The 13,223-nt window shown below is 69.6% G+C and carries 13 protein-coding genes; 7 read left to right on the forward strand and 6 right to left on the reverse strand.

The window, feature by feature from the left end; all coding sequences use genetic code 11:
- The first annotated feature begins 239 nt into the window (after window positions 1-239).
- Window positions 240-1,625 (forward strand): MFS transporter, encoded by a 1,386-nt coding sequence (locus tag ACW9TB_RS00375; RefSeq protein ID WP_472745871.1) that lies wholly within the window; start codon window positions 240-242, stop codon window positions 1,623-1,625.
- A 13-nt stretch (window positions 1,626-1,638) separates the two neighbouring features.
- Here the strand turns inward: ACW9TB_RS00375 and ACW9TB_RS00380 are convergent, their stop codons facing one another.
- Window positions 1,639-2,439, reverse strand: a complete 801-nt coding sequence (locus ACW9TB_RS00380; protein ID WP_472745872.1) for an alpha/beta fold hydrolase — start codon at window positions 2,437-2,439, stop codon at window positions 1,639-1,641.
- 127 nt (window positions 2,440-2,566) lie between these two features.
- Here ACW9TB_RS00380 and ACW9TB_RS00385 point away from each other — a divergent pair, with 127 nt between their 5' ends.
- From ACW9TB_RS00385 to ACW9TB_RS00395, 3 genes are all read left to right on the forward strand, one after another.
- Window positions 2,567-3,181 (forward strand): TetR/AcrR family transcriptional regulator, encoded by a 615-nt coding sequence (locus tag ACW9TB_RS00385; protein WP_472745873.1) that lies wholly within the window; start codon window positions 2,567-2,569, stop codon window positions 3,179-3,181.
- A gap of 216 nt (window positions 3,182-3,397) precedes the next feature.
- Window positions 3,398-4,537 (forward strand): sensor histidine kinase, encoded by a 1,140-nt coding sequence (locus ACW9TB_RS00390; protein WP_472745874.1) that lies wholly within the window; start codon window positions 3,398-3,400, stop codon window positions 4,535-4,537.
- The gene (locus tag ACW9TB_RS00395; RefSeq protein WP_472745875.1) at window positions 4,534-5,190 is read left to right on the forward strand and encodes a response regulator; all 657 of its coding nucleotides are present in this window, start codon (window positions 4,534-4,536) and stop codon (window positions 5,188-5,190) included. The genes ACW9TB_RS00390 and ACW9TB_RS00395 overlap by 4 nt, the downstream gene beginning before the upstream one ends.
- Here the strand turns inward: ACW9TB_RS00395 and ACW9TB_RS00400 are convergent.
- Window positions 5,180-5,824 carry a DUF2306 domain-containing protein gene (locus ACW9TB_RS00400; RefSeq protein ID WP_472745876.1) on the reverse strand — a complete coding sequence of 215 codons (645 nt, stop codon included), beginning with the start codon at window positions 5,822-5,824 and terminating at the stop codon, window positions 5,180-5,182. The two genes, ACW9TB_RS00395 and ACW9TB_RS00400, sit on opposite strands and share 11 nt — an antisense overlap.
- Window positions 5,825-6,117: 293 nt before the next feature.
- On the opposite strand from ACW9TB_RS00400, the gene ACW9TB_RS00405 reads away from it, so the two are divergent.
- Entirely contained in the window at window positions 6,118-7,119 is a 1,002-nt protein-coding gene (locus tag ACW9TB_RS00405; protein ID WP_472745877.1) for an NAD(P)-dependent alcohol dehydrogenase, read from the forward strand.
- A gap of 112 nt (window positions 7,120-7,231) precedes the next feature.
- Here ACW9TB_RS00405 and ACW9TB_RS00410 read toward each other — a convergent pair whose 3' ends face one another.
- Window positions 7,232-7,786, reverse strand: coding sequence for a hypothetical protein (locus tag ACW9TB_RS00410; RefSeq protein ID WP_472745878.1), 555 nt, complete (start codon window positions 7,784-7,786; stop codon window positions 7,232-7,234).
- A 53-nt stretch (window positions 7,787-7,839) separates the two neighbouring features.
- Window positions 7,840-8,520 (reverse strand): hypothetical protein, encoded by a 681-nt coding sequence (locus ACW9TB_RS00415; RefSeq protein ID WP_472745879.1) that lies wholly within the window; start codon window positions 8,518-8,520, stop codon window positions 7,840-7,842.
- Between ACW9TB_RS00415 and ACW9TB_RS00420 the strand changes: the two genes are divergently transcribed.
- Together ACW9TB_RS00420 and ACW9TB_RS00425 are read left to right on the forward strand one after the other, a co-directional pair.
- A complete protein-coding gene (locus ACW9TB_RS00420) occupies window positions 8,477-9,871 on the forward strand; it encodes a hypothetical protein (protein ID WP_472745880.1) in 1,395 nt (464 codons plus the stop codon). The genes ACW9TB_RS00415 and ACW9TB_RS00420 overlap by 44 nt on opposite strands.
- A gap of 286 nt (window positions 9,872-10,157) precedes the next feature.
- Entirely contained in the window at window positions 10,158-10,772 is a 615-nt protein-coding gene (locus tag ACW9TB_RS00425; RefSeq protein ID WP_472745881.1) for a signal protein, read from the forward strand.
- A 145-nt stretch (window positions 10,773-10,917) separates the two neighbouring features.
- On the opposite strand, the gene ACW9TB_RS00430 is transcribed toward ACW9TB_RS00425, so the two are convergent.
- A complete protein-coding gene (locus ACW9TB_RS00430; RefSeq protein WP_472745882.1) occupies window positions 10,918-12,087 on the reverse strand; it encodes a Cmx/CmrA family chloramphenicol efflux MFS transporter in 1,170 nt (389 codons plus the stop codon).
- A 369-nt stretch (window positions 12,088-12,456) separates the two neighbouring features.
- Window positions 12,457-13,197 carry a hypothetical protein gene (locus tag ACW9TB_RS00435; RefSeq protein WP_472745883.1) on the reverse strand — a complete coding sequence of 247 codons (741 nt, stop codon included), beginning with the start codon at window positions 13,195-13,197 and terminating at the stop codon, window positions 12,457-12,459.
- Between the last annotated feature and the right edge of the window lie 26 nt (window positions 13,198-13,223).

The raw sequence follows: 13,223 nt of genomic DNA on the forward strand, positions 1-13,223 counted from the left end.
GGTGGGTTGGTACACGGCCGAACTGCGGAAACACCGCCACCGGACGGCCCGGCGACCCCGCCTTGACCGCCACGATATATCCGTATATCAATTACAGCGGATCACGCCATTCCCACATAGCCAAGATACGAAAAACAGCAATTATCGTTTTTAACATAATGTTTTATTGGACCGTCGTCGTGCACGCGTTGTAATTTCGCCACAACGCCATATCCGAGCCTCACGTCCCGGAGTGAACAATGCACACGACCGAGCGTTCGTCGCCCGCGCGCCCCAGGAGCGGGCTCGCCGTCGTCGCCATCTGCTTCTTCACCATCGTCTTCGACGGCTACGACCTGATCGTCTACGGGTCGGTGGTCCCGAGCCTGCTCGGCAACCAGGAGTGGGGGCTCACTCCGGCGCAGGCCGGGGCCATCGGCAGCTACGCCCTGATCGGGATGCTGATCGGCGCGGTCGTCGCGGGCATGATCACCGACATCGTCGGGCGACGCAAGATCATCCTTGTCAGCATCGCCTGGTTCTCGGTGGCCATGGCGTTGTGCGCCACGGCGTCGTCCCCCGAACTGCTCGGCCTGTTCCGCTTCGTCGCCGGACTCGGCCTCGGGGGTGTCGTACCGACGACGATCGCCCTGACCGTCGAGTACGCCCCGAGAAACCGGCGCAACCTCTACAACGCGCTCATGTTCTGCGGCTACCCGGTGGGCGGCTGCCTGACCGCGCTGGTGGCGATGGCGCTTCTCGCCGAGCACGGCTGGCGGGTGATGTTCCTGGTCGGAGCCGCGCCCGTCCTGCTGATCCTGCCGCTCGCGATCTGGCTGCTTCCCGAGTCGGCGAGCTACCTGCTGGCGCGGGGACGCAGGGCGGAGGCCGAGGCCGTGGCCGCCCGCTACGGGCTGGACCTCGGCGACGGCCACGACGAGCCCGCCGCGCCCCGGGGCGGAAAGGGCGTCACGTTGCCGTTCCGGCGGGGCTACCTCGCCGCCACCCTCCTCTTCGGAGCGGCCAGCTTCTGCGGCCTGCTGCTGGTCTACGGTCTCAACACCTGGCTGCCGCAGATCATGCGCCAGGCCGGTTACCCGCTCGGGCCCTCGCTGCAGTTCCTGCTCGTCCTGAACGTCGGAGCGATCGCCGGCACCATCGTGATGTCCGCCCTCGCCGACAGGATCGGGGCCAAGGCCATCACGGTCTGCGCCTTCCTGGCCGCCACCGTGTCCGTCTACCTGATGAGCCTCGACCTCGGCACCGGCCTGCTGATGCTCTGCGTCGCCGTCGCGGGACTGGGCAGCGTCGGAACCCAGATCCTGGTCAACGGCTATGTCGCGATCTTCTACCCGGCCTCCGGCAGGGGCTCGGCCCTCGGCTGGACGCTCGGCGTGGGCAGGGCCGGTGCGATCGCCGGTCCGCTCCTGGGCGGCTGGCTGCTGGGCTCCGGGCTCGGGTTCGAGTGGAACTTCTACGGGTTCGTCCTGCCCGCCCTGCTGGGCGCACTGTTCGTCGCCGCGGTCCCGCGCGTCAGGCGTCGCGGACAGGCGCCGGTCGCCGAGGAACTCCCCGTGGAAAGCGGCCCGCTCGGCACCATCCCCGCCCAGAGGCGGGCTCAGGCCCACCACAACGTCATGCGGTGACGGCCCTCCCCGGTCAGCTCCGTCGCGGACCGGCCGACACGGTGAGGAACTCGCGAACGGCCCCGACGAATCCGGCGGGGTCGTTGGCGTACACGAAGTGGTCGGTGTCCAGCTCGGCGAGGCGGGTGCCGGGACGTCGTTCGACCATGGCGCGGGCCTGGTCGGCGGGGATGACGCCCCGGGTGCCCCGGATCAGCAGGGCGGGACAGGCGGTCGCCAGCCAGTCGTCCCAGTGGTCGCCGTGGACCAGGTCCTCCGAGTCGACCATGTCCTGGGGATGGAAGGGCAGGCGCCAGGTGCCGTCGGCGTTCTCACGCAACGTGTCGGCGAAGAAGGGGGCCGCCTGACCGAGCCCTTCGATGAGCGCCTGACGGGTGGGGGCCTGGTCGCGCAGGGTGAGGAGGAAGGCCAGCGGGTTGGGGCCGTGCGGGTCGAGCGAGACCGGCCCCTCGGCGTTGACGAGGGCCTCGACCCGGCCGGGGTGACGGGCCGCGAACTGGTAGGCGTTGATGGCCCCCAGCGAATGGCCGAGGATCGTGATCCGGTCGAGGCCGAGGTGGTCCAGCAGGGCGAGAATGTCGTCGAGGTAGCCCTGGCGGGAGTAGTCGGACGCCCGGTCGGATTCACCGTGGCCGCGCTGGTCGGGGGCGATGACACGCCAGCCGGGAGCCAGTCCGGCGGCCAGGTCGGTGAAACCGGCGCCTTCGGCCAGGTGGCCGTGCAGGGCGAGCAGGGGACGGCCCGCGCGATTGACGTCGAGGTAGGACAGGCGGCGGCCGTCGATGCGCAACTCGGCGCGGATGGGGCTGGTCACGGCGGGTCTCCCGGGGTCGTCTCTGGCGATGCCAGTGACCATAGGACGAATTTGGGCATTTGCGCAAGGCGCTTGCCTTAGGCGTTCGCATGACGCATCCGCTCCAGGCGCCGATAGCATGCCGGACATGGGGAATCGCGAAGATCTTCTGGCGGGAGCCCGCCGCTGCCTGGAGGAGAAGGGGTGGGCGCGCACCACCATCCGGGACATCACGGCCGCCGCGGGCGGGGTCAGCATGGCCGCCATCGGCTACCACTTCGGCTCGCGCGAGGCACTGCTGAACGCGGCCCTCATCGAGGCCATCGACGAGTGGGGCACCGAGACCGGCCGCACCCTGTCCGGGTACGCCAAACCGGACGCTGGCCCGGCCGAGCAGTACGAGGCCATGTGGGAGAGGATCATCGAGTCCTTCACCGCCCGCCGATCGCTGTGGGTCGCCAGCCTTGAGGCGCTCCTGCAGGCCGAGCACTATCCCGAGCTGCGGCAACATCTGGCTCGCGGCCAGGCCGAGGGCCGTCGCGGGCTGGTGGCGATCCTGGCGGGCGTCGAGGAGGACGCGGTCGGTGACGACATGACGCGCACCCTCGGCTCGGTGCAGCTCGCCCTGATGAGCGGCGTCATAACGCAGTGGCTCACCGATCCCGAGCAGGCACCGTCCGCGGCCCAGGTGGTGGCGGGGCTACGCGCCATCGCGACCGGCATCGACCCCATCGCCCCCATCGCCCCCGAAGCCCCGAGATGACGGCGACTCCCGAAACCAGACGGGGACTCCTCTGAGCCGCGTGGGAACTTCCCGGATATCCGCCGATCCTCCCGCGCGACGGCCGAACCACCGGATAACCCCAGAACCCCAGGACCACCGAACCACCGGTAACGCTCGAACCACCGGCCCGCCGGTAACGCTTCCCTCGTACTTTGGGCCGATCCGAATCGGTACGTGCTCTCGTACCATGATGGGGTGCTCCCCCTTGTTCGATCCGTGTGGGACGAGCCCCGTCCCCCCAACCCGCCGGTGCGGGTGTGGCGCGACTGGGTGCTGGTGGGACTGCTCGTGCCGGTCGCGCTGCTCGAAGGGGTGCTGCGGCCGGACCTTCCGTGGCGGGTCGTCTCGGTGGCGGTCACCGTCGGGCTGGTCCCCACGCTGTTGTGGCGCCGGAGCAGGCCGCTGCTGGTGGTCGCGATCGTCTTCGGCACCACGAGCCTGGCCCCGCTGCTGACGGGCGGCGACTCCGCGGAGACGTACACGATGGGATATCTCCTGATCGTGGTGTACGCGCTGTTCCGGTGGGGGTCCGGGCGCGAGGTCGCGATCGGGTTGACGGTCATGCTCGTCGCGGTCTACCTCTCGATCGTCTTCGACCGCCTCGTCGCCGGTGACGTGGTCGCCGCGTTCGCCGTCATGTTCTCCGCCGTCGTCCTGGGCGGGGCGCTCCGATACCGGGCGAGGGCGAGGGTGCGCGAGCTCGACCGGGTCAAGCTGCTCGAACGCGAGCAGCTCGCCCGCGACCTGCACGACACCGTCGCCCACCACGTCTCGGCGATGGCGATCCGCGCCCAGGCGGGCATCGCCACCTCGGCGTCGCGGCCGGACGCCGCGACCGAGGCGCTCCAGGTGATCGAGGCCGAGGCGTCGCGCGCCCTCGCCGAGATGCGCGCCATGGTCCGCGTCCTCCGCCGGGACGAACCGGCGGACCTGGCGCCCGGACGGCGCGTCAACGATCTCCGGCAGCTCGCGAGCCAGAGCTCGTCCGGCCTCTCCGTCAACGTGGAGATCCCGGACGACCTCGACGACCTTTCCCCGCCGGTCGAGGCCGCGATCTACCGGCTCGCCCAGGAGGCGGTCACCAACGCCAGGCGGCACGCCCGGCACGCCACCCACGTCGAGGTCCGCGTCACCGCCGACGACACCTCGGTGCACCTGCGCGTGAGCGACGACGGCGACACCGGTTCCATCCGCCCGCCCGGCCCGTCGGGGTACGGGCTCATCGGCATGATCGAGCGCGCCGACCTGCTCGGCGGCACCTGCGAGGCCGGTCCGAATCCCGGCCGGGGCTGGAGCGTCACCGCCGTGCTGCCCAGGAACGGGTCGGCGGCATGAGCATCCGGGTGCTCGTCGCCGACGACCAGGAGATCGTCCGTACCGGGCTCGCGATGATCCTCGACGCCCAGCCGGACATCGACGTGGTCGGCGAGGCCGCCGACGGGCGGCGGGCCGTCGAGCTCGCGCGGCGCCTGCGCCCCGACGTGTGCCTGTTCGACATCCGCATGCCCGGGATCGACGGCATCCAGGCCACCCGCCTCCTCGCCGGTCCGGCCGTCGACGACCCCCTCGCCGTCGTCGTCATCACCACGTTCGACCTGGACGAGTACGTCTACGCGGCCCTGAGGGCCGGTGCCCGGGGATTCCTGCTCAAGGACGCGGGCACCGTGCTGCTCTCCCAGGCCATCCACGCGGCCGCCGACGGCGACGCGCTCATCGCCCCGAGCATCACCGCGCGGCTGCTCGGGGCCTTCGCCGAGGCCGGGCCCACCTCATCGCCGTCGCAGCCCATCGAGGCGCTCACGGACCGGGAGGAACAGATCCTCGTCACCGTGGCGCGGGGGCGGACCAACAGCGAGATCGCCGACGAGTTCCACATCTCCCTCAGCACCGTCAAGTCCCACATCGCCAGCCTGATGGCCAAGCTCGGTGCCCGCAACCGCGTCGAGATCGCGATGTGGGCCTACGAGACCAGGCGCGTCAGGAGCTGACCCGGGCGCGGGGCCGCCTGCGGATGACCCACTCGGCCACGGCGAGGTTGATCACCCAACCGGCGGCCACGAGCGACGCCCTGGCGAACTCGCCGGGCGTGCCGACGATCAGGAACCAGGGCAGGTGGGTCAGCGCCTGCGTGCCCGCGCCCAGCGCGATCGCGTACCCGCGGATCATCCAGGCGCGGTGCCGGGCGATGTCCCGCCGCCGGATCGCGGCGAGGCCGAGGACGATGGACAGGACCATGGCCGAGCCGAACGCGAGCCGGAAGGCGGCGAGGAGATCACCGTCACCGGGCGGGCGGGCGTAGAAGAGGGTCATCCACAGGCCGGAGAGCGCCGCGACCAGTCCGCCCGGGACCAGGATCCGCCCGGCGGCGCGGTGCCATCCGGGCCTGCGGCGCCGGAAACCGGGCGCGAACTGGAAGGCTCCCAGCAGGCTGTACAGGGTGACGCTGAGAATGTGCAGCACCACGGGTACCGGCGCCGTGAGGAACCGCGCGTTCTCCGGCGTGACCGTCGCGCCGCCGGTCAGCTCCGTCAGGCGGACGGCACCGGCGACCAGGGGAACGAGGCTGAGCAGGATCAGCCCGGCGGGCACGAGCCTGTCCGCCCTGGAGTTCCGGCCGTCCACCGGCCCGCCACTCCGCGGCTGTCGCCGCTGTCGTGGGGACGAGCGACGTCCCGTCGTGCTCTGGTTGGTCATGTCCCGATCGTGACGGCCCGGACGGGGGCGTTTCATCACCGGAACGGTCAGAACCAAGGTGGCCGATCATCCATCGATCGGGCGTACTTTCGGCTGATGAGCCCCGCGCGGAGCTTTCCTACATTGATGCTCGTGGCACGAGACACACTCGGCGCCACCAGGCCGCCGGCGCCCCGATCCCCGCGAGTACGGCACTCCCGACGGCCCCGTACCCACCCGCGATGGATGAGGAGAACACGTTGAAGGCGTTCGTCCTGCGCTCGTACGGCTCACCCGACGTTCTCGACCTGACGGACATCGACAAACCGGTGCCCGGTGACGGCGAGGTGCTCGTCCGGGTGCGCGCCACCTCCGTACAACCCTACGACTGGCACAACATGAGAGGCGAGCCGTACGTGGCGCGCCTGATGGGCGGCCTCGGGCTGCGCAGGCCGAGGATCAGCATCCTGGGCGCCGACATGGCCGGGCAGGTCGAGGCCGTCGGCCCGAACGTGACGGGGTTCCGTCCCGGTGACGAGGTGTTCGCGCTGCTCAAGCAGGGCGGCCTCGCCGAGTACGTGTGCGTCGGGCAGGACGAGCTGGCGCCGAAGCCGAAGAACCTGTCGTACGAGCAGGCGGCCGCGGTACCGATGGCGGCGATCACCGCCCTGCTGGGCCTGCGCGACGAGGGACGGATCCAGCCGGGTCAGCGGGTCCTCGTCAACGGGGCCTCGGGAGGCGTGGGGACGTTCGCGGTGCAGATCGCCCGCGCGCTCGGCGCGAAGGTCACCGGCGTCTGCGGTACGAGGAACGTGGACCTGGTCCGGTCGATCGGCGCGGACGAGGTCATCGACTACGCCAAAGAGGACTTCACTCGGAACGGGCGGCGCTACGACGTCCTGCTGGACATCGCGGGAAACCACCCGGTCTCGGCGTGCCGGCGGGCGTTGACTCCCAAGGGGACCTACGTCATCGTCGGCGGCCCGGGCGGCCGATGGCTGCGCCCGGTCGGCCACATGCTCGCGGCCTTCTCGACCTCGCCGTTCGTGTCCCAGCGGACGGCGAGGGCGGACGCGGTCGGATGCGCGCAGAAGAAACAGAACCTGATCACGCTGACCGAGCTCATCGAGGCCGGGAAGATCACCCCGGTCATCGACCGGGGCTACCCGTTCGCGGAGACCCGGGCGGCCGTCCGATACCAGGAGGAGGGCCACTCCCCGGGCAAGGTCGTCATCACGATCTGATCGGCCCCGAACCATCCGTACCGGCCGGGCGGCCCCGGTGTCACCGTCTCGGCACGCCTCCGCGGGAGGATGACGCCCCTGCCACCGACGGTCACGGCATGGCCCCGCATGCCTAATCCACCACGGGTCCCCATGTCGAGGTAAGGTACGGCAGGTGGGCCGCGCGGTAGAGCGTGACGATCAGGGCCAGGACGGCCGCGAACCAGGCGATGGGCAGGACGGGGCCCAGGTCGGCGTAGCCGTACCCGGCCAGCATGCCGAGCGCTCCCAGACCGGCGACGGCCCAGCGCAGCACGTCGAGGAGGGCGACCCTGGAGATGTCCCCGCGGGGACGGATCTGCCTGATGACGGCGTCGACGGACAGCCAGACGGTGACCAGGGCACCGGCCGTGTTGGCGATGCCGATCCCCTGCTCGATGAGGGAAAGCGTCAGGGGACCGTTCGAGGGCGTGCCGGACACGGCCATGGCGGCGAGCGAGGCGCAGAACGTGGCGATGGCGAAGGTCCTGGCCCGGCCGAAGGGGTCGTCGGCGGATCGCTGCAGCTGAAACAGCCCTGACACGCACAGACCCCACCCGATGGGGTCGAACAGCAGGTCGAGGCCGTTGATACGGAAGGCGGCGAAGGCGAAGAGGAAACCGGTGGCGATCTTCGTGACGGGCAGCACGCGTCACACCCTCCCAGGCTTGTCGTTGTCCACTTCCACGGGCGAGTCACCCTTCAGGGCCAATCCGGGCTCACCGCGTCATTGCAGGTCTTGGTGGCGAGACCTCGCTGCCAGGCGACCGGCAGCCTCTCCTCGCGTCTTGTCAGTGCCCATGAGTCCAACATCACCTCCGCCGATCCCGAGCCCATCCAGGTGGTGTAGGTGAAACCGAGCGGCTGGGGCTCGTGGGGCACCGCCGCGCAGTCGGTGATGACGACACGCCTCTTCACGGTCTTCTGGCCACCACTCCTCACGGTGACCGAGGAACGTTCCTCTCTCGCCTCGTCGGCGGGCAGCAGGAGGATTCCCGGTATTTCCGTCGAGATACCGGTGAGGGTGAAGGGGACCATCCCGTCGTTTTCAAGCGTGATATCAAGGGTGGTGGACAGGACGCCATTCTTGTCCACCTCCGCGCGGAGGAAGAAAGCGTCGGTGCTCCACCGGATATGCGGGGTTATCGATCCTGACCACCACAGGACCGCCCCAACGACCGCCAGCGCCAGGAAACCTAACACCACACTCCGTGACAGCGACCGCGCACGCTTGGTACGCCACGTGGCGACACCGAATTGCTGCCATATATCGCCTGAAGTCACGATGTAGAACCATATACGGTGATATCTCGTGACGATACCTTCGACGATTTTCTGGTTGGCGGTGGTGGCAACCGTGCTGGCGGCGGCCGTGCCGGTCACCTCGGAGCGGCTCACCAGGTTCGCCACGCTGATCGGTCTTTCCGTCACAATGGCCAACGCCCGCCAGATCGTCGACCATTTCACCGGTCTGCGCCGATGGCGGCTGATCGCCCTCACCGTCGCCGTTCCCCTGGCCGGCCTGACCGGCGACCCGTTCTACCTGGTTTTGGGGTGGTGCGCCGTTTCCGTCTTCCGCGACGTACGGTTACCGCCCCGGGAGTCACACGCTCCCGACGACGCGAATATCTACCGGGGGGCATGGCTGCTCGGCTTGGGCGGCTCCGTGGTGGCATGTGGTTATCTGCTGATCGACAGGGGGGTCACTCAGGCGCGTCTGGCCCATGCCGTCATCGTGATCATTGTGGCCGCGGCCGTACAACTCGCCGCCCGGAACCTGGCCGCCGAGCCGACGCCCGAGGCATCGGACGACACAACCCTGGCCGAGCCAGCCCTCCGCCGATGGTCGACGCGGACCCTCTACCTCGCGGGAACCGCGATCGTGCTGTCGGGCGCGTTCCTCACTCCCTTCCAGCCGCAACAGGGGGAGCTGCCCGAATACACGATGCCCAGGCCGTTCCCGAAGGACACGGCCGAGTTCACGACGGTGGACGAATACACGGAGCCCACCTGCCCGTGGAACGACGAGGTGGACGCCCCCTGCCGGTCGTGGCTGGTGAACGAGGAGCCTTTCCCGCAGGCCGCGCCGTACGTCATCGGGAAAGGCGGAGCACCCCGGCGGGCGCCGTTCGTACGCAGCCCCGACAAGAAGGCCGTCGTCTATCTGGACAGACACGATCGCCGCATGGTCTACCAGGACAGCGAGGGCATCCGCCACCTCACCGGCAGCCTGGCCGACGCCGAGGTGCCCACACCCACGTTCGCCAGCCAGAACAGGTATTTCACCCTGACCAAGGACGGTACGCGGATCACCGACACCAGGACCTGGACCACGGTGTCGGTCCCCGGTGTTCGACGGGTCCACGATCTCAACGAGAGCGGGATCGTGGTCACGACGGCCTCCCAGGTGCTCGTACTCGACCATCGGGGAAGGACGCGGATGGACCTTCCCCTCAGGAAGATCGAGGATGACGCTCGCGAGGACACGTACCACCTCCGGACGGACGGAAGGCGCTTTGTGGCCATCCGAGGCCATGGGACGAGTGTCGAGACCTTCGCCCCGGAGACCGGCAGGCGCCTGTCCGTTGTCACTCCCACGTTCCCCGGCGACGACTTCCTTGACATCGGCCTCGGCTGGTCGAAGAAAGGCCCCTTCCTGGTCCGCGGCTACGCGAGCGAACGCGTCTACTACCTCGAACTGGCGACGGGCAAGCTCTGGAGGCGTGACAGGTGAACCACGGACACCGGGTGACTAAAAGCCGGAAAATGGCTCCGTAGGAGCTCGGCACGGGATTCGTGGTAATCGTCCCGCATGTTGATCGCAGCGACCAGGCGTCCTGAACGAATGAGCTTCGTTTTCCCTTTCTGCCGGAACCAGACCCGTCTGGCGAAAACGTGAACGGATAACCCAGCCTGACGTTGGTGCCACCAAGGCCGCAGTAGTCGACATGCCGTCTTCGGTTCTACGCTCAGAACCACCGCGTGGAAGGGCAGATGATCGTCGGGTCTATGATTTCCGGATGTCTCTCCGGCCCGCCGTACCGTTCCTGCTGACCTTCGGTCTCCTCACCGGCTGCGGGGTGGCTCAAGGGGGTGGCGCGGACAGGACCGCCCTTCCGGAGGCGGCGGCCCTGTCGACGGAGGCGATCCAGAGCCGCTGGTGGACCTGGGCGGCCTCGGAGAGCGAGAGCACGAACCCCGTGACGGACACGACCGGGGAGTTCTGCGACCGGAACCAGCCGGAGGACGTGTGGTTCCTCGCCGGAACCTTCGGCGGTGTCTCGCGGCGGACATGCACGGTTCCCGAGGGACGGCCGATGGTGTTCCCCCTGGTGAACTGGACCGGCTCCGAGGCGTCGTGCGAGGAGTTCATGGCCGTCGCGGAAGGCAGCGCCACCCTCGACGACAAGCCCGTCACGCCCGAACGGATGAAGGACGACAACGTCACGGTGACCGGCGTGGCGGGCAACCCCCTGACGGACGAGGAGGGAACGAGCACGTCCCATGCCTGCGGCATCTGGGTGCGTCTCCAGCCGCCGCGGCCCGGCCGTCACACCCTGACCATTCGCGGATCCTCCGGCGACTTTCACACGGGCGTCGACTACACGCTCATCGTCGAGACCACGCAGACCTGAGGCTTCGACGAGTGGCCGGTGAGACCCGGCCGCCCCGCCCGTGAAAAGAATTGAGGCGCGCTCCCACACCGGGACCGTGTCGGCCTCGAACTCTTCCATCGTTCACACTCGTCGGGGCGGCGGATCTTTCCCGGCTTCTCAGCCCTTACGCACGCGAACCGGCTGACGTACGGGCCTGCCGGATCATCCGGGCTCCCCCGGCGGTGGCGAGCGCGAGGGTCACCAGCAGCGCGCTCACCCACAGCGGCGAGCGGTAGCCAAGGCCCGCGTCGATGGGGATCCCGCCGAGCCAGGGACCGACCGCGGCGCCCACGTTGAAGGCGGCCGTGGCGAACCCACCGGCCAGGGTCGGCGCCTCGGTCGCCGCGTAGAGGGCCTGCGAGATCAACGTCGACCCGACGGCGAACGCCAGGGTCCCCTGGACGAAGACGAGCACGATCGCCGCCACCGGGTTCCCCGCCGTCACCGCGAACACCACCCAGCCGACGAGAAGAGCCACCCCGCCGATCACCAGGAGCGGTACGGGCCGTACGTCGGCGACGCGTCCGCCGACGGTGACACCGAGGAACGACCCCAGGCCGAAAAGCGCCAGCATGGCGGGCACCCACGCGGGCTCGATTCCGGTGACGGTGGTGACCAGCGGCGCGAGGTAGGTGAACGTGCAGAACGTCGCGCCGTTCACCAGGGCTCCCAGGAGCAGGATCACCAGAAGCCGCCGATCGCGCAGTGCGCGCAGTTCCCCGCGCACGCCCGTGTGGCCGGAGCCGGATCCTCCGGCCGGTACCGCCCGCAGGATCGCGACGACGGCCGGTACGGAAAGGACGGCCACCGCCCAGAACGCCGAGCGCCATCCCCACAGCTGGCCGAGCAGCGCACCGGCGGGAACGCCCACGACACAGGCGAGGGTGATGCCACCGAGCAGGACGGAGGTGGCACGGCCCTTGGCGTTCGGCGTGACCATACCGGTCGCGGTCGCCAGGGCCACCGACAGGAACCCGGCGTTGGCCAGCGCTCCGACGATCCGGGTGGCCAGCAGCACCTCGTAGCTGGTGGTGACCGCGCCGAGGACATGTACGAGCAGGAAGACGATCAGGAAGGTGAGGAGCGAGCGACGCCGCGACCAGCGCAGGCTCAGCATCGCCGTCAGCGGTGCGCCGATGACCATCCCCACCGCGAACGCCGAGGTCAGAAACCCCGCGGCGGGAATGGACACGCGCATGTCCCGTGCGATGCCCGGCACGAGGCCGGACAGCATGAACTCGGACGTTCCCTGGGCGAAGACCGCCAGTCCGAGCAGGTAAACAACGAATGGCATGACAAAACTCCGCGACCACATCGTGGATCGGTAAAAAGCATCAGGCCGCGGCGGCACCCGCACGGGGACGTCGGAGGACGACCGTTCGATCGAGGGTGCGGCTACCGCGCGGGAGAGCCCGCCGACGTCACGGAGGTGACGTACGGTCCGGGTCGAGGACAGCCCGCTCCAGGTGATCCGGTGGCAGTGGTCGCGAACGGCGATCACCGCGAGTGGCGGTAACCGCGAACGGCGAGGACCGCGGCCTCGTTCGGCCGCGGAGCTTCGATGCGACGACGTGAGCGGCCACCGGACGACCGGTGGCTAGCGTCTGGCCGCCTCGGGGCTGGACATGGGCGCAAGCTAGCAACCCCAGCGCATCGTGTCCACCTATTTGTCCACACCGGCAGGACCGGGGAACCGCGGAGGCTCGCCTCCGAAACCTCCGCGACCTCCGCGACCTCCGCCGTCCTGCCGGGAACGGTCAAGTAGACATCGTCGGCCCAGTACGCCGTACCACAGCATGATCGGCAGGTGAAGGACGTACCCGAGGTGCTCCATCGCCACCGACGGCCCCCTGGCACCGGTCGTCCACGGAAGCGCGACCGCCACCAGCCCCAGGAGCGCGACGACCGCACCGGCACGGCGAAGCCCCGTGGGCATCGGGACACCGGCCGCGGTGGCGGCGGTGGCCGCGACCCACAGCAGCCCGGCCAGGTTGACCGTCCACTTGGCGGTGAGGAGTACCGCCGCGGCGACGGTGACGCCCTCGGGGACGGCGGTCAGCTGGGTCAGTGCCAGGTTGCCGGCGTCGTGGAGCATGCCCGCCAGCCCGGCGGCCGCCAGCAGCCCACCGGCGAGCACCACCGGATACGGCCTGGGCGCCCCGGCGGAACCGGCGGCCGTCACCAGCCCCGCGGCGGCCAGCGCCAGCCAGCCCAGCACGTCGAGGGCGAGCCCGGCCAGGTGCGACCCGACGTGCCCGCCCACCGCGGCCAGCGTGGCGGCGGGATCGGAAGGATTCAGGGTAAGCCCCGATGGCACCACGACGGCCGCACCGGCGACCATGGCGACAAGCGAGATCAGCAGCAGAACACCGGTGAGCCGGGTTCCAGGGTTCGAGTCGGTCATGGACGGTGACGGTAGGACCCTGACGC

The sequence above is a fragment of the Streptosporangium sp. H13245 genome, assembly GCF_055690525.1.

Coding starts and splice junctions, on each gene's coding strand:
- ACW9TB_RS00395 (WP_472745875.1), top strand. CDS start 4,534: ATGAGCATCCGGGTGCTCGTCGCCGACGACCAGGAGATCGTCCGTACC.
- ACW9TB_RS00385 (WP_472745873.1), top strand. CDS start 2,567: ATGGGGAATCGCGAAGATCTTCTGGCGGGAGCCCGCCGCTGCCTGGAG.
- ACW9TB_RS00375 (WP_472745871.1), top strand. CDS start 240: ATGCACACGACCGAGCGTTCGTCGCCCGCGCGCCCCAGGAGCGGGCTC.
- ACW9TB_RS00430 (WP_472745882.1), bottom strand. CDS start 12,087: ATGCCATTCGTTGTTTACCTGCTCGGACTGGCGGTCTTCGCCCAGGGA.
- ACW9TB_RS00405 (WP_472745877.1), top strand. CDS start 6,118: ATGGATGAGGAGAACACGTTGAAGGCGTTCGTCCTGCGCTCGTACGGC.
- ACW9TB_RS00435 (WP_472745883.1), bottom strand. CDS start 13,197: ATGACCGACTCGAACCCTGGAACCCGGCTCACCGGTGTTCTGCTGCTG.
- ACW9TB_RS00425 (WP_472745881.1), top strand. CDS start 10,158: ATGTCTCTCCGGCCCGCCGTACCGTTCCTGCTGACCTTCGGTCTCCTC.